Below are 23,919 nucleotides of genomic sequence, written 5' to 3'. Positions count from 1 at the left end.
TACATCTAATGCTTTAGTGTGTCCAGCTCAGAAAAGTTACCGTCTTTATCTTTTACAGAGGAAGATGGTGTACTATTTCCTGTATCGTTCTTGATTGGAATAGTGGGCCGTATCAAAGCAATTTTTATCACTTCATCAATGTTCTTGACAAAAACTATGTTGACCTTTTCCTTAATATTTATAGGAATTTCTTGTATATCCTTTTCATTTTCGCTAGGTATAATCACAGTTTTGATAGACCCTCTGAGTGCTGCAAGCAACTTTTCTCTCAAGCCTCCAATAGCCAAAACTCTACCCCGCAACGTTACTTCACCTGTCATAGCAACACTTTTATCAACTGGTATATTTGTCATAAGAGAAACAATAGACGTACATACTGCGCTACCAGCAGAAGGTCCATCTTTTGGTACAGCACCTTCAGGTATATGCAAATGTATATCGTTACTTTTAAATTTTTCAGGCTTTATTCCAAAAAACAGACAATTTGACCGGATATAACTATATGCGGCTTTTATAGATTCTTGCATCACCTCTCCAAGTTTTCCCGTGTATTTTATTTCTCCTTTACCTGGAATCAGGACTGACTCTATCGTTAAGATATCACCACCTGTTTCAGTGTAGGCAAGTCCAGTTACCACTCCTACCAAACTCTCATTTTCTGCAATACCAAAGGTATATTTACGTACCCCTAAATAATCCTGTAAATTGTCAGTTCCTACAGATATTTTCTTACTTTTATCAGTCAATATTTTTTTAACTGCTTTTCTCATGAGCTTCGCAAGCTCCCTTTCCATACTACGAACGCCACTTTCACGTGTGTACAAACGTATCAACTTATAAAGCGCATCGCCAGTAATACTCCATTCCTTTTGACGCAAACCATGCTCTTCCTTCAACTTGGGAATCAGATGATATTTAGCAATACTAACTTTTTCATCCTCAGTATAACCAGACAATTGTATGATTTCCATCCTATCACGTAAAGGATACGGCAAGTTTAAACTGTTTGCTGTAGCTACAAACATCACACTTGAAAGATCAAACTCAACTTCTAAGTAATGGTCCGTAAAGTGCTTATTGTGCTCAGTGTCCAAAACTTCAAGCAATGCAGATGCAGGGTCACCACGCGAATCAGAACCCATCTTATCTATTTCATCAAGTAAAAAGAGCGGATTGCATGAACTGGCTTTTTTCATGTGTTGAATAATTTTGCCAGGCATTGAACCAATGTAAGTTTTCCTATGGCCACGTATTTCAGATTCATCACGCACACCACCAAGAGCGATGCGGACAAAATCTCTTCCTATTGCTTTTGCCATAGATTTAGCTAAAGAAGTTTTACCAACACCAGGTGGTCCAACTAAACAAAGTATGGGACCCTTTATCTCTTTTACCCTCTTTAATACTGCTAAAAATTCTATTATCCTATCTTTTACTTTCTCTATACCATAATGATTTTCATCTAGGATTTTTTTAGCTGCGTTTAAATTAATTTTTACATCCTTGTATTTGCCCCATGGCAGGTCAAGTAACCAATACAGATAATTAGATATAACTGTAGCTTCAGGAGAAATGGGATTCATTTTCTTATATCTCTTCAACTCAGTGATGACTTTTTCTCTTGCTTCCTGGGAAAGTTTTGTTTCACTTATTTTTTTCTCAAATTCATTTATTGTATTTCCTTCTTCTCCATTTTCAAATTCGCCTAATTCTTTCTGTATGGCTTTTAATTGCTCGTTAAGATAGTAAGCTTTCTGAGTGCTCTCAACTTGTGATTTAATTGTTTTATATAAACGGTTTTGTGCATTCAAAATGCTTATTTCTCTCTCAATCAAAGTAAAAGCTTTTCTTAAACGCTCTCCTGGACCGTAAGTCTCAAGTATACTTTGTTTATCTGATGCTTTTATATTTAAATATGAAACTATTGTGTCCACGAGCTGATCAATTTCTTTGATTTGCTCTATGGGATTGACAACAACTTCAGGCTGATTTTTCTTGTTCAGCTTGCACCAACTATCAAATGCATTTATAACAGATCGCCTCAAAGCCTCCAGATCAACATTATCTTCATTTTCTTCACATTCATCATGATGACTTAACTCCACTTTAGCTTGCAATAAGGTATGAGAGCTAATATACTCTAAAATTCTTCCTCTACTTACTCCTTGGATTACAACTTTTACTGCATTGTCAGGTAATTTTATTAATGGTTGTACAATATTTGCTAGCACGCCTACTTCATAAAGGTCTTGTGGCCCTGGATTATCAATGGAACCATCTCGCTGCGTCACAAGAAAAATCTCATTTTTACGACAAACATTATTAATTGCATACTCCAACGCATTAATAGATTTTTCTCTGCCTATAAATAAAGGAACCACTATATTTGGAAAAATTACTACATCTCTTAAGGGTAACACTGGTAATACAGCAAAACTAGAGTCTACAGCACATTCAATGTTCATAACACATGCTCCCAATTAATCATTAACTGTTATAACACTGCTTTTGTTACCATGATTAATCACTGCTTTTCCTAATTCTACCATTTCCTTAGTGATTATTATTGTACTGCCTTCAAGACCTCCATTTCCAGCTGTATACATAACATCAAGCAAAAGTGATTCTAAAATAGCACGTAACATTCTTGCGCCTGTTTTATAACTCATAGCCTTTTTAGCAATCGCAGATATTGCTTCATCTGAAAACTCAAGGTTTACTTTGCTAAACGCAAGTAATGCCTTGTATTGTTTTATTAGTGCATTTCTTGGTTCTATTAATACATGTATTAGATCTTCATGATCTAACTCATCTAAAACAGCAGTTATTGGAACCCGCCCCACAAATTCCGGTATTAAACCAAATTTGATCAAATCTTCAGGTTGAACATCATGTAAGGTATTTTTTTTCCTTTGCTCTTTAGACCGGCTGATATCCGCCCCAAAGCCAACTGATGTTCCTCTTTCTCTCGCTTCAATGATTTTATCTAAACCTTCAAAAGCTCCCCCACAGATAAACAATATATTATTAGTGTCCACTTGTATAAATTCTTGCTGTGGATGTTTCCGTCCCCCATGCGGTGGAACATAAGCAACCGTGCCTTCCATAATTTTAAGCAAAGCTTGCTGCACTCCCTCACCTGAAACGTCACGTGTTATTGAAGTGCTCTCAGATTTTCTTGTGATCTTATCTATTTCGTCTATAAACACTATACCGCGCTGTGCTTTTGCAACATCGTAATTTGCAGCTTGCAATAGACGTGACAACACACTTTCTACATCATCACCTACATAACCGGCTTCTGTCAAAGTTGTTGCATCAGCCATAGCAAATGGTACGTCTGAGACTTTAGCGAGTGTTTTAGCCAATAAAGTTTTACCAGAACCAGTGGGACCGATGAGCATTACATTCGATTTTTCGATCTCAATGTCACTTATAGAGTGAATTTGTGCCATGGATTGACAATGGTTATACATAGCTACGGACAAAACATGCTGTGCATGTTCTTGACCGACAACATGTTTGCTAAGAAAATTTTTTATATCCTCAGGCTTCTTTAGTAGCAACTTTACATCAGACATATAATCTGAATTGAAAGGTCCCCCTTTCTTTTGGCTTATTGCTTTATGAGATAACTCTATGCACTCATTACAAATAAACACTTTCAAGCCATCCGAAGAGTTAGTTATTAATTTATCTACTTCGTTTTGTGCTTTGTTGCAAAAAGAACAATAGTGCAAATCATCATTGTTATCCATTAACTCACCTTCTACTCAACTTTAATATCTTTACGCTCAGCTATCACTCTATCAACCAAGCCAATTTTCTTAGCTTCTTCAGAATCCATGAATTTATCTCTTTCCATCATTTCTTCAATCTTCTTTAGTGAATTTCCAGTATGTTTCTCATAGATCTGATTCAGCTTTTTCTTAACTCGCAAAATTTCATTAGCATGTATTTCTATATCAGTTGCCTGGCCCTGATAACCCCCAGATGGCTGATGTATCATAATTCTTGAATGAGGCAAAGAGTAACGCTTACCTTTTGTGCCCGCTGCAAGTAACAGAGAACCCATAGATGCAGCTTGGCCTATACACAGAGTTGAAACATCTGGCTTTATATACTGCATTGTATCATAGATCGATAAACCAGCAGTAACAACACCACCTGGCGAGTTAATATACATATAAATATCTTTATCAGGGTTTTCCGATTCTAAAAACAAAAGCTGTGCCACTATTACGCTAGCCATATTATCTTCAACAGGACCAGTTACAAAGATTATTCTTTCTTTTACTAACCTTGAATATATGTCATAAGCACGCTCACCACGACTAGTTTGCTCAATTACAATTGGTATAAGAGTCATACCCTTCCCTACTAAATATTATCAAATAATTCTTTTAACTCTTTCACAGAAATAATCTGTTCTTCTTTATTAACCTTTTCTATTATATAATCTGTAACTTTATGCTCAAGGGCTTGTCCCCTAACTAACTCTTGAAACTGCCTGTCTGATTTAAAATGCTTAACCACTTTATCAAACGGCGCACTTTTACTTACATACTGATTTATAATAATATTTAAAACATCATTCTGAGTTAACGATATTTTATGTTCTGTACTAAACTTCATAAATAACATTGCAAGTTTTACGCGCTTTTCAGCCTCTTTATAAGAGTCATTTTGAGAGTTCAATTCTCCTTCCACTCTCTGTTGCTCCTGTTTTACCACGTCTTTAGGTAAATCAAAACTATAACTAGAATCCAAATAGTCAAATAGCTCCTTCTTAATCAAGAGATCTCTCATTTCTTTACACTGACCACCAATCACTTTTTTTGCATAATTTTTCAGTGACGAATAATCTTCAAACCCCATTCTCTTGGCTGCTTCATCATCGCTTCCAGCGTCTTGGGTAACTTTAATATCATTAACTAAAACGGAAAAATCAGCCTCCTGTCCTGCAAGAGAGATTGCCTGATAATCTTGAGGAAACTTCAACTTAAAGCTTTTCGTTTCTCCTTTTGTCATGCCAATCAATTGATCTTCAAAACCATTAATAAATGTACCAGACCCCAAAGTAACCTCAAAATTCTTTCCACTGCCACCTTGGAAAAGTTTGTTCCTAATTCGTCCTTCAAAGTCAATTGTCAGCTTATCCCCATTTTGCGCTTGATAAGAAACGTCGTCAACAGAGACAAGATCAGGAAACTCTGTCTTTATAGAGTCAATAAATTCTTTGATATCCTCCTCTTCAATTTTTACCTCGATTCTCTTCAAGTTTATCTTATCAAGATCTATTGCTGGCACCTCCGGCATTGATTCAAAAGATAGTTTATATACAAAACTGCCCTTCTCATCCTTTTTATCCAGATCTGGTAATGATATAACATCAACCTTAGGATAAAGGTGAGATTTAACCTTGATTTTTTCCATTAAATCATTTGAGCAATAGTCAATTGTATTATTTATCACATGGTTCAAAGCTTCACTTTTGTAATTTGTCACAATAAGATCGTAGGGCATCTTTCCAGACCTAAACCCAGGCAGCTTTGCGTTTTTTGCTATTTCTTCTAATTTAGAATCCACCTTCTGTTCTATATAGCTACTATCCACTGTGATTTCATACTCATGCTTAAGTTTATCTACACTGAGTTTCCTGTAGGTATATATGCTACCTGATGTATCTATTTCGACTGCATTTTGAGGTGTATTACTAGACATTACAATCCATTTATAAATATTTTAATTCATATCCTAACAAAGCCATTTTACCAGAATTTAAGTTAAATACAATCCTTAAGAATGGGTTTTTTATATAACTAAAAATGTATTCAGAGATTATAAATTTTTTCTTAAAATACAATGGATTTCTTGCATAATCTAAGCTAAACGGAAAAAAAAGCGAACTGGTTGGTATCTATTTTAAAGTTTTTTGGTTTTTAATGCTAGCAGTTTTTAAACTGCTTTACTCAAATGCCTAGAAATTTTACCGAATGGGAAAAAGGCAAAAGCTTGTTTGTATAGCTACTCATAATTTTAACTGAGGCTTTCAACCGGACGGTAAGCTATCACTAAATTCATTAAATATTTAGCTGGGGCTATTAACAAGATATTAGAAAGTTAATAATCAAGGGAGGGTTAACACTAGACAAAGTAGCTCTTTCATGCACCCCTTAACAGATATATACTGAAAATGAAGTCTGTCATTTAATTTGTACTAAAATTTTTTCATTTAATAAATGCAGTAAAACAACAAACTTAGCAAACATACACAATATCTTTACCATTATGCGATTGGACTATAACCTGTTCCAGCGTTAAACTCCTGCATTTGGCATCTTTGCTGTGATTTTCCTTCAGAACATTTATCCTTTCCTGTTTTATTTCTTCAATAAATTTTTCATTAATGTTTTTAGTTTCAATCTTGTCTTGAGAAGACATCAGGTTAGTACAATTTGTTTTTCTATAGTAATGTACGCCAAGGCATATGATGAATATTGCAAGTACACCTGATCCTATAAGCAATGATAATCCCACATTATTAGTCAGAGGATTACGGTAAAATTTTTGTACGTTATCAATACCATCAACAGCAAGTATTCCTAAAGGTAACATTATGTTTGTAGCAACTACACCGGTTAGTAATGCAACAAGTAGAGGCCTATCATTGATGATGGATTCTGTTTTAGTGGTTCTACTGATTACCTTTTTGTTAATCTCAATGAAACCATTTTTAGATTCCAAAGCGTTGAGTGTAAAATTTGAATGAGTGCCATTACTATATTTCAGCCTTATAGATTTTATCACTTTGTCTTTTGGCTGACAACTCAACACTTTATCTAAAATTTCATCTGCATCTTTTCCTTGAATTTGACACTCCTCAGTATCTCTAAATTGATTTATTGCACAAAATATTGAACTAGCTACAAGCAACGAAACAAGTACAATGACTGGTATAGTCACATAGCTTGGACTGTTTTTGAAAAACGCAATGAACTTTACTTTGTCTTGCAAATATATTGAAGCTGTAGATATGCCAAGTATCAAAGCACTTGTACTCAAAACTATAAAGCCTTTCTGCTGCAGAGCATATTTTATTCTTGGCCAGATTCTGTTTGTTTTATTTGGAGCTTTATTTGCATTCACATCTGACCCACCATCTGAGGACCAAGACTTTCCAAGCTTATATGTAGTTGTTCCCATTGTTGTGCTTTAATTACTGCTTCTACTATCCTATTATCTAAATTCATTTCCAGAGGTTTTGAACTTGGATTCATAGTTACATAAATAGGTTCTTCTGTCAATTGTTCTTCTTTCTTTGCATACTCCTTCGAGATATCAATAAATGTTGCTACACTAGACTTCAGTCCACTGTCTTCTTTTTTGAGAGCCTTTACATTACTTAAAATGAGCTTCAGTGTAGGTACATCCGTTTGATAGTTTAAGTTAATTAAAACAACTAAATTACAAGTATCCAGAAGAATATTTAAGCATTTAATCGCATTGCAAGCAGAGGTTTGTTGAATATCTAGGCTCTGTGAACAAAATTTCGTCATGAAAAAATAAGGAAAAATGTAGTAAGATCTTAATGGTGACAGACTTCTTGCATTATGGTCACGAACATTGCAATCAGCAGGTAATTTGCAGGTGTCCATCCCTGTAGCCTCTACGATGTCATCCGAGTAGCCCAATGATGTCATCCAAGTAGCCTAATAATGTTATCCCAGTGCCCTCTTCTTGTCATCCCAGTACTTGATACTGGGATCCACTCTTTTTTTCACTGGATTCCAGCGTCACGCGCTGGAATGACACCCTTTGATGAACATAAGAGACCTCTTATTTTCGATTTTGCGTAAAAATGAAAATAAGGCTGGGTTCCAGCGTCACGCACTGGAATGACAGAGTTGTGGATTCTAGCTGTTACACGTTGTAATGACAGGATTGTGGATGTCACCCGAATGGCCCAGCGATGTCATCCAAGTAGTCTTTTTTCTGTCATCCCAGTACTTGATACTGGGATCCACTCTTTTTTTCACTGAATTCCAGCGTTACGCGCTGGAATGACACCATTTGATGAACATAAGAAACCTCTTATTTTCGATTCTATATAAAAATGAAAATAAGGCTGGATTTCAGCGTCACGCGCCGGAATGACAGAGTTTAAGAAATTTACCAAATGAGAAAAAAAGGCAAAAAAAGCCCCGTTGGTGGCTAATTATTTATATTAACTTTATAAACTGGCGTTTTTTTATTCTAAACGTCTAATCTCGCTGCTTTTAAACCGCAACTGATCTAAATTTAAACGTTAAGAAATTTACTAAGCAGAAAAAAGGCAAAAAAAACCCTGTTAGCTAGTTATTCACTATCTATCTTTTAATCGGCGTTTTTTACTGTTTTAAACGCTTTAACAAGCGCATTTTAGCTTATATAGGTAAAAACCTTGAAAGTTTATTAAAGACATAAGTGCACATAGTGCAAAAAATTAAACATGAGACGCCAAATACATTGAGTTTTTTGTCATTTTATCTGCACAGACTGAAGATAAATAAATAGCTTCAGCCACATGATAAGCAGACTTTTTGAAACTGTCAAGTATTTTATTTCTATGACTAAGAATCCGAATGCTAGTTAGCTACTTGGGCAACAGGAACGTTGATTACGCCAGCTCCATCTGCTATATATAGTCTTTTAAGAAAAAGATAATATGGATGAATATGATATTGCAGTGATGGGTAGTGGCCCTGGTGGCTATATAGCGGCAATTAGAGCAGCGCAGCTTGGGTTTAAAACTGCAATTATTGAAAAAGAAAAGAATTTAGGTGGTGTATGCTTAAATTGGGGATGTATACCGACAAAATCTCTGCTTAGAGCATCTGAAGTCTATGGGCTTATAAAAAAATCGGAAGAATTTGGTATAAAAATAAAAGATGCAAGCTTTGATATCCAGTCGATAGTGAAATACTCAAGAAACGTTGTTGATAAGTTATCAAAAGGTGTTGCGTATTTGATGAAGAAGAATAACATCAAAATTCACCAAGGACTTGGTAAACTTGTAGGCAACTGTACTATTAGGATTTCTAATGATAAGAAGAAACAAGAAATTTCTTCCAAGCATATTATTTTAGCAACAGGTGTAAGAGCGCAAAATCTGCCTGGAATAGAGGTGGATGGAGAATTAGTATGGAATGCGCAACATGCTATGGTTCCAGATAAATTACCAAAATCACTACTAATTATAGGATCTGGTGCAATTGGAGTAGAATTTGCAAGCTTTTATAATACTTTGGGAGTTGATGTTACAATTATAGAGGTAAAAGACTCTATTTTACCACTGGAAGACAAGGATATTTCAAGTTTAGCGCAAGAGATATTTACAAAACTAGGAATAAAAATATACACAAGCAATAGTGTAAAAACTTTTACTAAAAATAAAGACTCTGTCAAAGTGCAGCTAAGTAGCGGTGAGAGCAAAGAATTCGATAGAGTAATTGTTGCAGTTGGCGTTCAGGCAAACACTGAAAACATAGGGTTAGAAAATACAAAAGTTAAATTGAGCTCTTCTGGGTTTATTGAAACGAATGAATGGTATGAAACAAGTGAACCTAATGTGTATGCGATAGGCGATGTAGCTGGCCATCCATGTTTAGCACATAAGGCAAGTCATGAAGCTGTGATCTGCATTGAAAAGATCGCTGGTAAAAATGCCCACATATTGAAAAAAGAGTGCATACCAAATTGCACTTACTCTCACCCGCAAATAGCAAGTGTTGGCCTAACTGAAGAACAGGCAATAAAAAGTGGGTATGATGTAAAAATAGGGAAGTTTCATTCTAATTTTAATGGTAAGTCTATTGCACTCAATGAAACTGAAGGGTTAATGAAAACAGTAATAGATAAAAAAACAGGCGAACTTCTTGGCGCTCACATGATAGGAGCAGAAGTAACAGAGTTAATTAGCAATTTTGCTCTTGCAAAGCAACTAGAAGGAACAGACTCCGACATAAAGTCTACGATCTTTCCTCATCCGACCATTTCAGAAATGATACACGAATCGATACTTGCTGCAGATAATGAGTCATTAAATAGTTAAACTAACGTTCTATTACTTTGGAGCTGCCAACTTCTTTGGTAGTAGTTTTATTAGGTACCTCAATTTCAGATTGATTACTAGTATCAGATTTTTGCCACTTTTCTTTCAATCCTTTAGCTGCTTCTTTCACTTCAAGCTTTGCTTTTGGATTAAGATCTTCTGGACTTTTTCCTTTACTATCTGTACCTTGTTGTCGATCAGTACTTTTCAATTTATTGTATTGCTCTTGCTGAGGTAGATCAACGACCGAATTGAAGAGAGCTTTTATTATGTTTCTTAGCAATTCTACAAAACCTCGGCTTCTACTTTCTCTTTGTTCTTGAGGTTTACTTTTCTCATTTTTACCATTATTTTCGGACATTGTTAATTCTCTATACAAAGCTTAATAAAATTTTACGTGCAAATTATTAAATAATGATTAACAATCTAGTATAAATTTAATATACACAGATGGATATCATTCTTGCAACAGGTGGCACAGGCGGACACATTTTTCCAGCTATAACCTTAGCAAGAGCACTAAAGATACAAGGATATAATAGCACATTATTTACTGATAAAAAAATAAGTAAATATACTGATATCAAGAACTATACCCTCCCGCTATGTAAACCAAGTAACAACAAATTTAAATTTTCCCTTTTGTTAACATATAGCTGCATGTTAGCATTATATCAAATGAAAAAATTAAAACCAAAGCTAGTTATTGGCTTCGGTAGCTATGCTTCTTTTCCAACTCTTCTTGCAGCAAAGATTCTTTCTATACCTATAATTTTGCATGAACAAAATACAGTGTTAGGGAAGGTAAACAGATTCTTTTCCAAAAGTACAAAATTAATTGCAACTAGCTTTCCAGAGACTAAATATACGAGGAACAGTAAATGTGTTTTTACAGGGAATTTCGTTAATATAAAGGCGCAAGGCTATTCTTGTACTGAAAAAACCCTAAACATATTAGTAATAGCAGGTAGTCAAGGTGCAAATTTTTTTGATGATGTAGTAAGTGACGTGATTTGTAGTCTGCCTACTGAAATGAAAGGGAAGATTAGAGTAACACAGCAATGCACGAAGAAAAATATGGATAGAGTTAGGGGCCTATATGAAAGTGAAAGAATCGATTGTGAATTAAGTGAGTTTTTTGACGACATGGAAAGTAGGTTGGCAAGTGCTCATTTGGTAATTAGCAGAGCAGGAGCAACCTCGATAGCGGAAATCACTCTTGCTGAGCGCCCCGCTATATATATTCCTTATCCTCACTCAAAAGATAGTCATCAATTTCATAACGCAAAATATATTGAAGATTCAAGGGCGGCTGTAACAGTTGAGCAAAACAGTGAAGTGAAAAAAAATTTAAGAGAGTTGCTAGTTGATCTATTACAAAATTGTCAAAAATTGCGTGATATGGCTAGTAATACTAAGAGAACAAAAATAAGAAATGGGGTCGCTGAATTTATTAAGATACTAGCTCAAAAATTTAGTTGGCAAATATGACTGTTTGCTTTTTTTTCAAACTCATCCCATAGTTCTTTTTCTAGCGATATATTATATAATTTGTTAATGTAAACTACCCCCGTAGGTGAAGTTGTGTTAATTTCGAGAAGAAAGTCACCTATAATATCAATACCAACAAATATTAGCCCTCTTTTCTTCAATTCAGGGCCAATTTTATTACATATTTCATTATCTCTGTCATTCATTTTGGCAGGTTCAAAACTCGCTCCAAGCCGCAAGTTTGTTCTGATTTCTCCATCTCTTGGAACTCGTTTCATTATTCCAATTGGTTGGCCATCGAGTAACAATATTCTTTTATCTTTATCTATATTTTTGCAAAACGCTTGTGCAATTACAGGACATTCATATTTTGCAATCATAAGCTCTACTACTACTTGAATACTATTTTCATCCTGTATTCTTATTACATCGTTTCCTCCATAGCTATACAATGGTTTCAGAATAATATCTCTGTAATCATGGTAAAAATCTCTAATCATCGATACATTCTCAGTAATTAAAGTTGGTGGAGTTAGTTCTGGAAACAGTGAAGTAATTAGTTTTTCGGGACAGTTTCTTATCTCCGTTGGATTATTAATTACTAGTGCGCTAGTTTTTTCTAAAATATAGGTGGTTGTAATATAACGAACATCAAAGGGTGGATCCTGTCTGATAAATATGATGTCCATTTCATTCAAATTGATGGTTACATCTTTTTTAGGGGTGAAACTGGAATCATTAGCACTAACTCTCTGAGCAAGAGCAATTGGCTGGTTTAACTTTAATGCTAAATTGTTAGGGACATAGATAAAAACTTCGTGCTTCCTTATTTGCGCTTCCTTTATCAATGCAAATGTAGTATCGGTTTCAAAGTTTATGTTTTCATCCATTTGAAAAGCGACTTTCATTTACATACCATCCTCAACATAAAATTGTCATTTAGAGACTAAGTTTCCATTAATGACGTAGCTTGCTGTGCCTATAGCGTACATAACTTACAACTTGTTTTACTCCCTTTACCTTTCTTGCAATTGCTATTACAGCTTTGAGTTCTGCTTTACTTTGAGCTATACCCATCAAATAAACAACTCTATCAACCGTATTAACGCTATAATTAATTGATTTGATATTTCTTTTCCCTAAAAGTCTTGTTCTTATTTCCGCCGTTATCATACCGTCTACGGTAGTGTCAAGCATGGAAGTCGTTTGAATTGGTGTTACTCTTATTTCATTTATTACTTCTTTAACTTCTTTTTGTTGCCAAGCTATTTTTTCTGCTGTAAGTTGCTTTTCAGGGGTATCAACATTTCCAATGAGCAATACTCTTCCTTCGCTTACTTTAACCTTTATAGATGAAAATAGTCCATGTTTTAAGAGACACTTATTGATTCTGATTACCATAGTTGTATCGTCGACAATATTTCCCAGAGATTTGTCTTGCATTGCTACTGCTGTCGCTGTTGTAGCCACTACACCACCTATTATAAGGGTTGTACACCCACTCTGTGTAATCAAAAAAATTACGAGTAAAAAGCTTGCTATTAGTCTCATTGTTGATTCTCAGGGTTTAGAATTTCCATTAAGAAATGTTAATAAGCTTTTTTGATTGTGTAAATACCATAAATTGGGTAAGACTTTAGATCTTGAATATTTTGGTATAGTACTTATAATGTAAGTTGAAGTAATTTAGGCTTGCTTAAATAGTGAATTAATCAAATTGTAAGTTGTCATTCCAATGTACAACACCGGAGTCTAGCCTTTAAATTGGATTCTATCATAGGATGACAGAAATAGTTTTGTTAGCCATAAATTACTGAAAAGTTCTTGCGGATATGGCGAAATTGGTAGACGTGCCAGGTTTAGGTCCTGGTGAGCTTGCTCGTGGGGGTTCAAGTCCCTCTATCCGCACTTAAAGTCATATTAGACATACTGTAATTGTTGTTAAGCATGAATGCCATGACCTTAGCTCTCATACCTTATGTTATGAAGATACAAGCGTTATAAGTGTTGTGGGTACGATAACATAGCTATGGCCAACTCCTTTTTTTGTGTATAATCTTAAAAAAAACTTTTTATATAAAAATGAAGAGAGCTTTAATATCAGTTTATGATAAAACAAATATAATTGATCTTGCATCATTTTTAGCAAAGCAGCAAATAGAGATTCTCTCAACAGGGAATACATATAAAATTCTATCTGATGCAGGAATAGAAACGCAAGAAGTCTCAGATTACACACAATTTCCGGAAATGCTAAGCGGTAGGGTGAAAACTTTACACCCCAAAATTCATGGGGGAATACTATGCGATCGGGAAAAGCACAAAAAAGAAATGCAAGGTCTAGGAATTAAGCCTATAGACCTGCTGATCATTAATCTCTATCCATTCTGGGAGACAGTAAGTAGTGGGTCAAATGAGGAGCAAATTATAGAGCAAATTGATATAGGCGGAGTAGCGCTAATTAGAGCTGCAGCAAAAAATTTTCATTTTACTTCGATCGTTTCTAGTATCCAAGACTATGAAACATTGAAAGCTGAGATGGTCAAAAATAACAATAAAACAACATTAGAATACAGAAAACACCTAGCAACTAAAGCATTTGCTCTTACTGCGTACTATGATTCTAATATTTATAGTTGGTTTCTATCCCAGAATAAAAGCAATGAGTTACCAGAGTTTTTTACCCTATACGGACGTAAAGCACAAGAATTAAGGTACGGCGAAAACCCACACCAAAAAGCTGCATTTTATAGCAATCAATTTACCAGATATCCATTGGAAAAACTACATGGAAAAGAGTTGAGTTATAATAACATAGTAGATATAGAATCTGCACTTAACATAATTTCTGAGTTTCAAGAACCTGCAACAGTGATAATCAAGCATAATAATCCATGTGGGGCTGCTATTGGTGATAGCGCTCTGGCAGCATATGAAAAAGCTCTATCGTGTGATGAAATAAGCAGTTTTGGCGGTATAGTTGCTTTAAATCGGGAGGTAGATTTAAATCTAGCAGAAAAATTAAGTGAGATATTTTTGGAAGTAGTAATAGCACCATCAATAAACAACGAAGCATTAAAAATTTTACAAAAAAAGAAAAATTTAAGAGTAATTATTTATACGCCTTTTCAACAAGATGTGAAATATCAAATCAAAAATGTTGTTGGTGGGTTTCTAGTACAAGAAAATAATAACCACACAATAAAGGTAGAAGAAATGAGCCAAGTAACAGAGCACACCACAACGGAGAGAGAAGATTTAATTCTCGCTTGGAAAATATGTAAACACGTGAAATCCAATGCAATAGTCATAGCAAAAGGCGGTTGTACCATTGGTATTGGTGCAGGACAAACAAGTAGAATAGATAGTGTAAGCATCGCAGTAAAAAAGGCAGGTGAAAGATGTAAAGGTGCTGTTCTTGCTTCGGATGCATTTTTCCCATTTCCAGATAGCATAGTAGAAAGCGCAAAACATGGAATCACAGCCATAATTCAACCTGGGGGCTCACTGAAAGACCAAGACGTGATAGCAGCCGCAAATGAAAATAAAATCGCTATGTTTTTCACCGGCGTTCGTAGCTTTTTTCATTAGGTTTTGGCCTTACCCAGAAAAAGTTTCAAAGTTTGTCAAGCAATTTTTTATGAAAAAAATGAGGCGGGTTAAATTCTTAACTAATCCAAAAAAAGACAAAAGGAACCCCGCAATGTGAGTTGTTTACTGTTCTCTCAAAAACTTAGCGCCCAGTTCTCTCTTACATCGCTTATTAGGCGAGGTCCAGCCAATGTAGACAAAAATTTATGAAAGACATGCAGTGTCCATGCTGCAAAAATTAAACATAACACTCCTTGTTTTATACTGTGCTTTTGTCACTTAATACAAAGATTAAAGATAAATTTTAGGCCTAAAACACCCATAATTCTATGATAAAAGGCTTGATGAGGATTGTCAAGGGGTTTTTATTCCAATTACTACTTTATTAATGTTGTTTTTTTACCCACAGTTTATACCTCAGTTCCGCCTACTGTAATTGCGTCAACTTTGAGTGTTGGTTGACCAACTCCAACAGGCACGTTTTGTCCATCTTTTGAACATGTACCAATACCAGGATCTAGCTTTAAGTCGTTGCCAACCATGGATACTTTTTTCAGCACTGTTGGACCGTCACCAATTAACGTTGCCCCTTTGACTGGCTGAGTAACTTTGCCGTTCTCTATCAAATAAGCTTCTGAAGATGAAAAAACAAATTTTCCTGACGTTATATCAACCTGCCCACCACCAAAATTTACTGCATATAGACCTTTCTTCACGCTAGATATTATTTCTTCCGGTGTATGTTTCCCTGGCAACATATAGGTGTTTGTCATGCGCGGCATAGTAACTTCCTTATAACTTTCCCTTCTACCATTACCAGTTGGATTTACCCCCATGAGTTTAGCATTCATATGATCCTGCATATATCCTTTGAGGATTCCATCTTCTATCAACACATTATAACCAGAAGGAGTACCTTCATCATCTATGCTAATAGAACCACGCAAATTAGGCAGAGTTCCATCATCAACTACTGTGATGCCACTAGCTGCCACTTGTTTACCAATAGAATTTGAAAATGCTGATACTCCTTTACGATTAAAATCGCCTTCGAGTCCATGACCCACAGCTTCATGTAACAACACTCCTGGCCAGCCTGGACCCAAAACAACTGTCATCTCTCCAGCCGGAGTTGGCACTGCTTCAAGATTTACTAATGCTTGTTCTAAAGCCTGTTTTGCAACTTCTTTCCACTTTTTCTCAGAAATAAACTTACTATAAGAATCCCTTCCACCGTGTCCTGCAGAACCTTTTTCAATGCGACCGTTTTTTTCTACAATCACTAGCACATTAAAACGTACTAGAGGCCTGATATCACTTAATCTGTGATCACCCTTTATTACTTGTACGACTTGCCATTCTCCACTTAGAGTTATTTTTACTTGCTTCACGCAGTTATTTTTGGATCTTACATACTCATTAACTTCGCCAAGCAGCTTAATTTTTGAGCTTAGATCTATTGCACTTATGGGATTAATTCTTGGATATAGGCTTTGTGTCTCCCTGTTCAAGCTTATTGAATTTGTCTTATTTAAAGACACCGAACTCTTTACTATAGAAGCAGCATTACTAATCTCTTTTTCGCTGATCTCAGAAGAACAAACAAAAGACGTACTGTCCTCGCAAAAAGACCTCAGGCCAAATCCCCTTCTGGTATTCAAATCCATGTGTTTTAATATATTATCGTCAAAGACTAAGGACTCTGATTGGCAAAATTCTAAAAACAGTTCACCACCATCACTATTGTTCAAAGCGCTGTTGACTATTTTATATACGTTATTAATATTAACATTGTTTTGAGCAAAAAATATTTGATCTAGGTTTGTATTGTCTGGCATCATCTTTGGACTAAAAATTGCTTAAGTATATTATTTAATTTTAACATAGTAAACTATAAAAAGCCCGGGTGGCGGAATTGGTAGACGCGCTAGCTTCAGGTGTTAGTAACTTTTCAGGTTGTGGAAGTTCAAGTCTTCTCTCGGGCACTCTCAGTTTCCAATTTGATTTTTGAATTAATTAATGCCATAATGGAATATATTAAGCATACCTAAGTTTATGGGCTATGAAAAAAAGAGGCTTGTTGACAGAAAGAAAATACGCGCTTATTCAAAATGCCTAGTTACCACCCTATCCATTGCCTCTTTTATTGGGTATATAGCATCACTAGTTTTTGGTCTTCCTAGCTTAAACTTGTGCTCTGCTGCTTTGAGTATTGCATTAAGTATAGTTTCACTCAGTTTGAATATGTGGTCATATGTTGACCACTGTCGAAAGTGCAACCTTAATAGTCAGCTTGGTATAGGAAACACTTCAGGACAAGAAAAGCTAACGAAAATCCATATCAATATTGCGTCTAGCGCCTTGTTTCTCATAGGGGGGGTTGTACCTATATTACCTTTTGAATCCCCTATTGTCCCTTTCATTTCTATTACTTTTTTCATTTTGGGCTGTGCTGCTATGGTGGCTAATATCGTTCGGACTATGGTCAGTGAGCTAAAGGTAAAAGAGTTGAGCAAAGAAGGAAATCTCCAAGAGGTGTGATAGCTGGAACCTAGTCGCTAAATCACTAATAAATTAACTTATTTGACTTATATGGAAATATTGGTTATTATATTAATAGTTTATTAATATAATAGGTCAATATTATGATAGATTTTATAGATTCTTCCACAGAGTTTTCTGAGGAAAATATTAGTTCAGTTGAGCTTAATTACGCAGATTATACAACTGAATACGACAGTTTTTCTGACAACTACTGTAACTTTTTTGCAAAAGATACAAGTTATGTCGTGTCTAGGTTTGATGAGAATAATCAAAAATCCACAGATGACGCATATACAGTCATTGAGCACAATAAAAATGGTTTGACATTGAAAAATACATTAGAAACAGAGTATGGAACTGTAGAAAGGTACATAATACTTGATCTAAAATCTTCAATAATGGAAGAATGGATGGAAGTTAGCAACGAATATGGATGCCACATAAGTGGATACTATAAGATGGAGAAGATAAATTTATCTTCGGACGAAAAAGAACTAACGTTTGTGCTTAAAACTAGAGATAGCTTACAAACAGTAATAAAAATTGGAAAACTTTAAGCTCATAGGAGTACCAAGTATTCCTATCGTTGTTATAGCTTAAAAATTTCTATTCAGTAATTTATTTATAAAGGTATTATCTTTACCTAGAGTAAAGCAGATTAGAATGAAGTCTATTTTATTAACAAGGCCTTTATTAGATTCACTGAATACAAGAAATACACTGAGAAAATGTGGGTATAAAGTATATATAGAACCAATATTCACGGTAAAGTATCTGCATCCTGACATATCTGCATATGAATTTGACGTTGTAATATCCACAAGCAAGAACAGTGTGAAAGCGTTTAGTCAGATATGCAAAGTAGATAATCTTACAATCGTTACAGTTGGTAATTCAACGATGCAAACCGCAAAGGATTTAGGATTCTCTGATATCATATCAGCAGACAGTAATGTTGATGGGCTGATATCATTTATAAAAAATCACTACTCAACAGAAGTAAAGTTTTTGTATATAAGGGGACAAGAAGTATCATGCGATTTAAAAAAAAGGTTATCTGAAGAAGGTTTTAATGTAAGAGAAGTTATACTCTATAAGACAATTATTAAAAGGAGTCTAACTAACAGGTGTAAAAATTTGCTATCAGGTGGCGAAATCAATAGTGTTGTTTTTTTTTCCTCACAGACAGCAAGAATATTCTGCTCCTTGGTTCTAAAAGGTGGTTTATCAAATGCAACAGGTAATATAATTGCATATACTATGAGTAAGAATATTGCTGACAGTTTAAAGTCAGTTAAATGGAAAAAAATTGTAACATCAAGATTACCTACTCAGGAGAGTCTAATTGATATAATTAATAAGGATTACTGATGTTAAAAATTGCAACTTGGAATGTGAATTCTATACGCAAGAGGGTTAACCAAATTTATAATTTTATAGTCGATAGTCAAATAGATATAATTCTACTGCAAGAGATAAAATGCACAGAAGAGCAGTTTCCTTATGAAGAGGTAGAAAAGTTGAGGTACAAGTGTGCTGTCTATGGTCAAGTTGCAAGAAATGGTGTTTGTGTTTTATCTAAATATCCGATACTAGAGCAATTTAAAATCGACATTGTAGAAGGTTACCAAGAAGCACGTTATATAGAATGTTTAATCAAGCAAGATAATCAGAATGTAAGAGTAGTGAGTGTATACGTTCCAAATGGTCAGAGTCCGGACTCTCACACGTTTGCATATAAACTCAAGTTTTTTGATAACCTACATGAAAGAATGGGCAGTTTATTGAAAAATGAGGAGTTAACTATCGTAGCTGGTGATTATAATGTTGCGCCAGATGAAATTGATGTTTTTGACCCAATTTTATTAAATGGTCAAGTGTGCTTTCATATAAAAGAACGTGAGAAGCTAAGAGCAATTTTGAATCTTGGATTTAAAGACGCATTTAGAATATCTCATCCGAGTTTACAGCAATTTACTTGGTGGCACTACCAAGGTAATTCACTCCGAAATAACCAAGGAATGCGAATAGATTATATGCTGTTATCACCGCAAGCTGCTGACAGGTTAGAAGCATGCTACATAGATGACAGGTTGCGTAAGTTAGAAAATCCCTCTGATCATACGCCTGTTGTATGTGTTATGGAATAAGGAATTATTTTAAGGGAAGAAAGATTGCATATTTGAATTATCCGTTGTAACAACAACATGCACCCTAGACCCTAATAAAAATAGGCAAACTTTTTTTTTCTAATTTATAGAAAAAATTACTCCCATTTTTTTGACTTGATTATAATTAAAATCAGAGATATTTTTAGAGCTCAAAAATTTATCTCTGTCTGTAGACTTTTCATTAAATAACTAAATTCAGTAAAAAGTGTGCCTATTCCAGCAAAGGGTGTGTAGGTGCATATACACCCCTGCGCCACACTTTCCCTGAATCTTTTCTTTCACAAGAGGGTCATTATGCCTAACATGCTAAACTACGCTTATAATTAGCTTAAGCGTTAATACACATAAAAAACCAAAAAGCGCCTATAGTTTTTAACTTAGACAACAAACTTTATGCAATAACACAGGGTTCTTTTGCCTTTTTTCATTCAGCAAATTTCTATATGTTTACACTTAACACACTTCTGCATTATCTATTACCTTTTAAGTATACTATCGCTAAACATATAAAGCAAGACTTTTTTTGGAAAAATGAGCTTATTAAATAGTAACATCTGTGAACAACTAGATATCACACTAATCCAGCAATATAGTTTTCTAAAGACATATTAAAGGATGTAAACAGCCTTTCTTTTTTGACTCCAGACTTGAGGAACTTATCAAAATTATTATCTGTTGTAATCCCAATAAAATCTATACCGCAATATTTTGCTGCCTTATAATCCCATTCTGCGTCTCCAACATAAATGATCTTGTTGAATTCTCCGTAACACTTCTTAAATTTATCAATCGTATATTTTATAATATCCCCTCTTGTCGCACCATTTTCCGAAAATCCACCTATAAATCCACTACCCCAACTTACATTTAATGATAACAATTTTAACTTAGCAATTTCCATCCAATTACCAGTTGCAATACCTGCCTTCATATTTTTAATTCTGATTAATTTATTGAGGAAAATAGACGCTCCATGAACCTCTCGAAATATTTTTGGGTTATGGCTTAAATCTTTTTTAAATCGTGAAAGAATATTATTCTTAAAGCTATCTAGTTCAACTACATTTGGTGACCTTTTAAAATTTGATTCGAAAATTTCTTGGAATATTGCTGTGTCTATTTTATTTTTGTAGTTGGACCAATTTGAATAAATAGGTTTAATTTGAAACATTTCACTGAGAGCTGTTGTCCAATAGTTGGTTTCATGCTTATTATGCTGTAAAAGGGTTCCGTCAATGTCAAATAATAAAAGAGAATTCATAACGAACTACCTCATTTAATGTACTTAGAATTTCAGTAATATTGTCTACTCACTTTGAAATAGCAGAAACTTACAAAAATTGACTGTGAGTTTAGCAAGGTAAGTCAATATCGATACTGCTACCAGACTACCAATCCATAAAACAACAAACCACAGCCATTGTTTAGTCTGAGGATGACGCTTTAACCATGAGATTACTAGCTTATTAATATGTGTGTTCATTACTTGATTTTCCACGAAAAACATAATAGGAATACCCAGTGTAAGTTAAAATAAGCGGTAAAAGTGGTACCGTAACAACCAACATCAAAGATAAACTTGGCCCAGAAGCAGCCGCATCAAGAATAGTATAGTGAAAGGGTATAATCCATGGATAGATACTAATTCCTAAGCCTAAATACCCCATAAAAAAAATAGCAATACTGAGAAAAAATGGACGGTACTCCCGTTTAGCATCCTGGAGATCAAGCCACAATATGAAAAATAGCAAAGATGTTAGTAGTGGAACAAAAAATAAATAATAAAAATTCGGTACACTAAACCAAAAGTTTTTAATACCCTCATTTAAAAATGGGGTCACTATACTAACTAGTGCCATGAAAATGCCCACAAAACTAAGTGTATAGGAAGCAACCTTGCGTGCCCATTTCTGTGTTATATCTTCTGTTTTCATTATGAGCCATGTAGAACCTAAAAGCGCATACCCAAACACTATAGCAATGCCTGTCATTACACTAAAAGCGCTCGCCCAATCAAATTGGCCGCCAGAAAAGTTGCGTCCGGTTACTTTTACACCATGTATAAATGCACCTAAAATCATGCCCTGACAAAATGCAGCGCTAAGCGATCCATAATGAAAAGCATATTTCCACAATAGTCTAGATTTTCCTTCTGCCTTAAAATAAAACTCAAAAGATATACCACGCATGATAAGGCCAAGTAGCATAATAATTATAGGGATGTAAAAAGCAGGCATTAATATTGAATATGCGAGAGGAAAAGCAGCAAATAATCCCGCACCACCTAGCACCAACCATGTTTCATTTCCATCCCAAAATGGTGCGATTGAATTTATCATATGATCACGACATTTATCTGACGGGGCAAAAGGAAGTAAAATACCAACACCTAAATCAAACCCATCCATTAAAACATAAAACAGAACAGCTATAGCTATTAGTAATCCCCAGATTAATGGTAAGTTAATTAATGAAGAAAAATCAAACATGATCACTGCTCTTTTCAGATGTACCGGCTTCAATTACTGAAGCTCCAATACCGTGTTTATAAAATTGCTCTTCTTCTTTAATGACAGGAATTCCTTTGTATATCAGCTTTAAAATATAATAACTGCTTGCTCCAAATATATGGATATACATAACAATAAATGCAATTAAAGACCATGCAACCTGAGGACCAGTAATTGCAGGTGAAAATGATTCGATTGTACGTAGAATTCCATATACAGTGTAAGGTTGACGACCAATTTCAGTAGTAAACCAGCCCGCAAGTAATGCTATAAATCCAGAAGGCATCATTAACATCCACCATCCATGCAGAAAACAACTTTGGAATAATCTGCCACGAAAATATTGTATAGCACTAATTAACCCAATCATAATCATTAAGAATCCGATTCCAACCATTGCACGAAAGGACCAAAACACCCATACTACAGGTGGTCTATCCTCCTTTTTCCATTCTTTTAACCCTTTTACTTCTCCTAAAAAATCATGTGTTAAAATTAAGCTGGCAAGATTAGGAACTTTTATCTCATAGTGATTAATTTCATTCTGTTGATCCGGATAAGCAAACAAACGCAGACCACCACCCTTCTCGGTTTTCCATATACCTTCCATTGCAGCAATTTTAGCAGGTTGATGCTTTAATGTATTGAGTCCATGTATGTCTCCCACAAGCAGCTGAAACGGCGCAGTCAAAGCCACCATAAAAGTTGCCATACTAAGCATGATTTTTGCTTGAGGAACATGTCGCTTTTTCCAAAGATAAAATGCCCCTACACCGCCCACCACAAACGCTGTTGTAAGGTAGGCTGCTGTTACCATATGAACAAAACGATAAGGAAAAGAAGGATTAAAAATAACTTCTAGCCAATTGGTTGGGTATAGAAGTCCATCCTCGCCAACTGAGAATCCAGCAGGTGTTTGCATCCAACTATTGGCTGCAAGAATCCAGAAAGCTGAAATAAGTGTCCCCACTGCAACAATACAAGTAGAAACAAAGTGCATACGAGGACTTACCCTATTCCATCCAAACAGCATAATGCCCAAAAAAGATGCCTCTAGAAAGAAAGCTGTTAAAATTTCAAAGCAAAATAGAGGACCAAGAACATTAGCTACACGATCAGAAAAGACCGACCAGTTAGTGCCAATTTGATAAGATAGAACAACTCCAGATACTACTCCCATGCCAAAAGCAACGGCAAAAATCTTGACCCAGAATCTATAAACATCACGAAAATGCGTATTATCAGTCCTAAGCCAACGCCATTCTAAAAAGGCTAAAAAACTCGCAAGTCCGATTGTGAAAGCAGGAAATATAATATGAAAGCTTATTGTAAAAGCAAATTGAACCCGAGCTAGCAGTAAAGGATCAAATTCAAACATTGTATCTAATATCTACATATCACAAGTAATAGCTAAAATTGCCTATAGATCAACTCTTTTTTAAAAAATATTATAGTCAAACCATCATGCCAATTTAGTGCCATGTATGGCTTAATTATATGAATGTAGACCTACAAACAC

At 35.0% G+C, this 23,919-nt stretch carries 23 protein-coding genes and 2 tRNA genes; 9 read left to right on the top strand and 16 right to left on the bottom strand.

Annotation, left to right across the window (positions count from 1 at the left end; translation table 11 throughout):
- Positions 1–5 precede the first annotated feature (5 nt).
- The 9 genes from lon to HF196_RS04295 all read right to left on the bottom strand — a co-directional run bounded on the left by lon (position 6) and on the right by HF196_RS04295 (position 8,179).
- Entirely contained in the window at positions 6–2,465 is a 2,460-nt protein-coding gene (lon, locus tag HF196_RS04330; RefSeq protein ID WP_168455972.1) for an endopeptidase La, read from the bottom strand.
- A gap of 15 nt (positions 2,466–2,480) precedes the next feature.
- Positions 2,481–3,758, bottom strand: a complete 1,278-nt coding sequence (gene clpX / locus HF196_RS04325; protein ID WP_168455971.1) for an ATP-dependent Clp protease ATP-binding subunit ClpX — start codon at positions 3,756–3,758, stop codon at positions 2,481–2,483.
- 11 nt (positions 3,759–3,769) lie between these two features.
- Positions 3,770–4,369 carry an ATP-dependent Clp endopeptidase proteolytic subunit ClpP gene (gene clpP / locus HF196_RS04320; RefSeq protein WP_168455970.1) on the bottom strand — a complete coding sequence of 200 codons (600 nt, stop codon included), beginning with the start codon at positions 4,367–4,369 and terminating at the stop codon, positions 3,770–3,772.
- 11 nt (positions 4,370–4,380) lie between these two features.
- Positions 4,381–5,724, bottom strand: a complete 1,344-nt coding sequence (tig, locus tag HF196_RS04315; protein WP_168455969.1) for a trigger factor — start codon at positions 5,722–5,724, stop codon at positions 4,381–4,383.
- 537 nt (positions 5,725–6,261) lie between these two features.
- Complete coding sequence (locus HF196_RS04310; RefSeq protein WP_168455968.1) at positions 6,262–7,206, bottom strand: hypothetical protein; 945 nt, start codon at positions 7,204–7,206, stop codon at positions 6,262–6,264.
- A complete protein-coding gene (locus tag HF196_RS04305) occupies positions 7,146–7,703 on the bottom strand; it encodes a hypothetical protein (protein WP_168455967.1) in 558 nt (185 codons plus the stop codon). Before HF196_RS04305 ends, HF196_RS04310 begins: the two co-directional genes overlap by 61 nt.
- A 77-nt stretch (positions 7,704–7,780) precedes the next feature.
- On the bottom strand, positions 7,781–7,957 hold the full coding sequence (locus tag HF196_RS04300) for a hypothetical protein (protein WP_168455966.1): 177 nt from the start codon (positions 7,955–7,957) through the stop codon (positions 7,781–7,783).
- Positions 7,917–8,039 (bottom strand): hypothetical protein, encoded by a 123-nt coding sequence (locus tag HF196_RS06030; RefSeq protein ID WP_256359372.1) that lies wholly within the window; start codon positions 8,037–8,039, stop codon positions 7,917–7,919. The genes HF196_RS04300 and HF196_RS06030 overlap by 41 nt, the downstream gene beginning before the upstream one ends.
- Positions 8,036–8,179, bottom strand: a complete 144-nt coding sequence (locus HF196_RS04295) for a hypothetical protein (RefSeq protein WP_168455965.1) — start codon at positions 8,177–8,179, stop codon at positions 8,036–8,038. The genes HF196_RS06030 and HF196_RS04295 overlap by 4 nt, the downstream gene beginning before the upstream one ends.
- A 528-nt stretch (positions 8,180–8,707) precedes the next feature.
- Between HF196_RS04295 and lpdA the strand changes: the two genes are divergently transcribed.
- Positions 8,708–10,093 carry a dihydrolipoyl dehydrogenase gene (gene lpdA / locus HF196_RS04290; RefSeq protein WP_168455964.1) on the top strand — a complete coding sequence of 462 codons (1,386 nt, stop codon included), beginning with the start codon at positions 8,708–8,710 and terminating at the stop codon, positions 10,091–10,093.
- Between the two features lies 1 nt (position 10,094).
- Here lpdA and HF196_RS04285 read toward each other — a convergent pair whose 3' ends face one another.
- On the bottom strand, positions 10,095–10,454 hold the full coding sequence (locus HF196_RS04285; RefSeq protein WP_168455963.1) for a hypothetical protein: 360 nt from the start codon (positions 10,452–10,454) through the stop codon (positions 10,095–10,097).
- Positions 10,455–10,543: 89 nt separating this feature from the next.
- Between HF196_RS04285 and HF196_RS04280 the strand changes: the two genes are divergently transcribed.
- Positions 10,544–11,584, top strand: a complete 1,041-nt coding sequence (locus HF196_RS04280; protein ID WP_168455962.1) for a UDP-N-acetylglucosamine--N-acetylmuramyl-(pentapeptide) pyrophosphoryl-undecaprenol N-acetylglucosamine transferase — start codon at positions 10,544–10,546, stop codon at positions 11,582–11,584.
- On the opposite strand, the gene gshB is transcribed toward HF196_RS04280, so the two are convergent.
- Positions 11,560–12,492: a glutathione synthase gene (gshB, locus tag HF196_RS04275; protein ID WP_168455961.1), complete on the bottom strand. Its 933-nt coding sequence runs from the start codon at positions 12,490–12,492 to the stop codon at positions 11,560–11,562. The genes HF196_RS04280 and gshB overlap by 25 nt on opposite strands.
- A 49-nt stretch (positions 12,493–12,541) precedes the next feature.
- A complete protein-coding gene (locus HF196_RS04270; RefSeq protein ID WP_168455960.1) occupies positions 12,542–13,135 on the bottom strand; it encodes a BON domain-containing protein in 594 nt (197 codons plus the stop codon).
- A 275-nt stretch (positions 13,136–13,410) separates the two neighbouring features.
- Here HF196_RS04270 and HF196_RS04265 point away from each other — a divergent pair.
- Positions 13,411–13,492: transfer RNA gene (locus tag HF196_RS04265), tRNA-Leu, on the top strand.
- 168 nt (positions 13,493–13,660) lie between these two features.
- Positions 13,661–15,175, top strand: a complete 1,515-nt coding sequence (purH, locus tag HF196_RS04260) for a bifunctional phosphoribosylaminoimidazolecarboxamide formyltransferase/IMP cyclohydrolase (RefSeq protein ID WP_168456294.1) — start codon at positions 13,661–13,663, stop codon at positions 15,173–15,175.
- 410 nt (positions 15,176–15,585) lie between these two features.
- Here the strand turns inward: purH and tldD are convergent, their stop codons facing one another.
- Positions 15,586–17,013 carry a metalloprotease TldD gene (gene tldD, locus HF196_RS04255; protein WP_168456293.1) on the bottom strand — a complete coding sequence of 476 codons (1,428 nt, stop codon included), beginning with the start codon at positions 17,011–17,013 and terminating at the stop codon, positions 15,586–15,588.
- A gap of 62 nt (positions 17,014–17,075) precedes the next feature.
- Between tldD and HF196_RS04250 the strand changes: the two genes are divergently transcribed.
- From HF196_RS04250 to HF196_RS04230, 5 genes are all read left to right on the top strand, one after another.
- Positions 17,076–17,160: transfer RNA gene (locus tag HF196_RS04250), tRNA-Leu, on the top strand.
- Between the two features lie 70 nt (positions 17,161–17,230).
- Complete coding sequence (locus HF196_RS04245; protein ID WP_168455959.1) at positions 17,231–17,716, top strand: hypothetical protein; 486 nt, start codon at positions 17,231–17,233, stop codon at positions 17,714–17,716.
- Positions 17,717–17,820: 104 nt separating this feature from the next.
- Positions 17,821–18,276 carry a hypothetical protein gene (locus HF196_RS04240; RefSeq protein ID WP_168455958.1) on the top strand — a complete coding sequence of 152 codons (456 nt, stop codon included), beginning with the start codon at positions 17,821–17,823 and terminating at the stop codon, positions 18,274–18,276.
- 106 nt (positions 18,277–18,382) lie between these two features.
- Positions 18,383–19,090, top strand: coding sequence for a uroporphyrinogen-III synthase (locus HF196_RS04235; RefSeq protein WP_168455957.1), 708 nt, complete (start codon positions 18,383–18,385; stop codon positions 19,088–19,090).
- On the top strand, positions 19,090–19,869 hold the full coding sequence (locus HF196_RS04230) for an exodeoxyribonuclease III (RefSeq protein ID WP_168455956.1): 780 nt from the start codon (positions 19,090–19,092) through the stop codon (positions 19,867–19,869). Before HF196_RS04235 ends, HF196_RS04230 begins: the two co-directional genes overlap by 1 nt.
- A gap of 592 nt (positions 19,870–20,461) precedes the next feature.
- Here HF196_RS04230 and HF196_RS04225 read toward each other — a convergent pair.
- The 3 genes from HF196_RS04225 to HF196_RS04215 all read right to left on the bottom strand — a co-directional run bounded on the left by HF196_RS04225 (position 20,462) and on the right by HF196_RS04215 (position 23,778).
- On the bottom strand, positions 20,462–21,151 hold the full coding sequence (locus HF196_RS04225) for an HAD family hydrolase (RefSeq protein WP_168455955.1): 690 nt from the start codon (positions 21,149–21,151) through the stop codon (positions 20,462–20,464).
- A gap of 205 nt (positions 21,152–21,356) precedes the next feature.
- A complete protein-coding gene (gene cydB, locus HF196_RS04220) occupies positions 21,357–22,379 on the bottom strand; it encodes a cytochrome d ubiquinol oxidase subunit II (protein WP_168455954.1) in 1,023 nt (340 codons plus the stop codon).
- Positions 22,372–23,778: a cytochrome ubiquinol oxidase subunit I gene (locus HF196_RS04215; protein WP_168455953.1), complete on the bottom strand. Its 1,407-nt coding sequence runs from the start codon at positions 23,776–23,778 to the stop codon at positions 22,372–22,374. The genes cydB and HF196_RS04215 overlap by 8 nt, the downstream gene beginning before the upstream one ends.
- Positions 23,779–23,919 lie beyond the last annotated feature (141 nt).

This window comes from Wolbachia endosymbiont of Ctenocephalides felis wCfeJ (assembly GCF_012277315.1).
Classification (GTDB): domain Bacteria; phylum Pseudomonadota; class Alphaproteobacteria; order Rickettsiales; family Anaplasmataceae; genus Wolbachia.
Note: the sequence above shows the minus strand (reverse complement) of the source record. Positions and strands in the feature narration are given on the sequence as shown.

What these genes read in the sequence shown, in the direction of transcription:
- lon (WP_168455972.1), bottom strand. Translation starts at nt 2,465, where the DNA reads ATGAACATTGAATGTGCTGTAGACTCTAGTTTTGCTGTATTACCAGTG.
- clpX (WP_168455971.1), bottom strand. Translation starts at nt 3,758, where the DNA reads ATGGATAACAATGATGATTTGCACTATTGTTCTTTTTGCAACAAAGCA.
- clpP (WP_168455970.1), bottom strand. Translation starts at nt 4,369, where the DNA reads ATGACTCTTATACCAATTGTAATTGAGCAAACTAGTCGTGGTGAGCGT.
- tig (WP_168455969.1), bottom strand. Translation starts at nt 5,724, where the DNA reads ATGTCTAGTAATACACCTCAAAATGCAGTCGAAATAGATACATCAGGT.
- HF196_RS04310 (WP_168455968.1), bottom strand. Translation starts at nt 7,206, where the DNA reads ATGGGAACAACTACATATAAGCTTGGAAAGTCTTGGTCCTCAGATGGT.
- HF196_RS04305 (WP_168455967.1), bottom strand. Translation starts at nt 7,703, where the DNA reads ATGACATCATTGGGCTACTCGGATGACATCGTAGAGGCTACAGGGATG.
- lpdA (WP_168455964.1), top strand. Translation starts at nt 8,708, where the DNA reads ATGGATGAATATGATATTGCAGTGATGGGTAGTGGCCCTGGTGGCTAT.
- HF196_RS04285 (WP_168455963.1), bottom strand. Translation starts at nt 10,454, where the DNA reads ATGTCCGAAAATAATGGTAAAAATGAGAAAAGTAAACCTCAAGAACAA.
- HF196_RS04280 (WP_168455962.1), top strand. Translation starts at nt 10,544, where the DNA reads ATGGATATCATTCTTGCAACAGGTGGCACAGGCGGACACATTTTTCCA.
- gshB (WP_168455961.1), bottom strand. Translation starts at nt 12,492, where the DNA reads ATGAAAGTCGCTTTTCAAATGGATGAAAACATAAACTTTGAAACCGAT.
- HF196_RS04270 (WP_168455960.1), bottom strand. Translation starts at nt 13,135, where the DNA reads ATGAGACTAATAGCAAGCTTTTTACTCGTAATTTTTTTGATTACACAG.
- tldD (WP_168456293.1), bottom strand. Translation starts at nt 17,013, where the DNA reads ATGCCAGACAATACAAACCTAGATCAAATATTTTTTGCTCAAAACAAT.
- HF196_RS04245 (WP_168455959.1), top strand. Translation starts at nt 17,231, where the DNA reads ATGGGCTATGAAAAAAAGAGGCTTGTTGACAGAAAGAAAATACGCGCT.
- HF196_RS04240 (WP_168455958.1), top strand. Translation starts at nt 17,821, where the DNA reads ATGATAGATTTTATAGATTCTTCCACAGAGTTTTCTGAGGAAAATATT.
- HF196_RS04235 (WP_168455957.1), top strand. Translation starts at nt 18,383, where the DNA reads ATGAAGTCTATTTTATTAACAAGGCCTTTATTAGATTCACTGAATACA.
- HF196_RS04230 (WP_168455956.1), top strand. Translation starts at nt 19,090, where the DNA reads ATGTTAAAAATTGCAACTTGGAATGTGAATTCTATACGCAAGAGGGTT.
- HF196_RS04225 (WP_168455955.1), bottom strand. Translation starts at nt 21,151, where the DNA reads ATGAATTCTCTTTTATTATTTGACATTGACGGAACCCTTTTACAGCAT.
- cydB (WP_168455954.1), bottom strand. Translation starts at nt 22,379, where the DNA reads ATGTTTGATTTTTCTTCATTAATTAACTTACCATTAATCTGGGGATTA.
- HF196_RS04215 (WP_168455953.1), bottom strand. Translation starts at nt 23,778, where the DNA reads ATGTTTGAATTTGATCCTTTACTGCTAGCTCGGGTTCAATTTGCTTTT.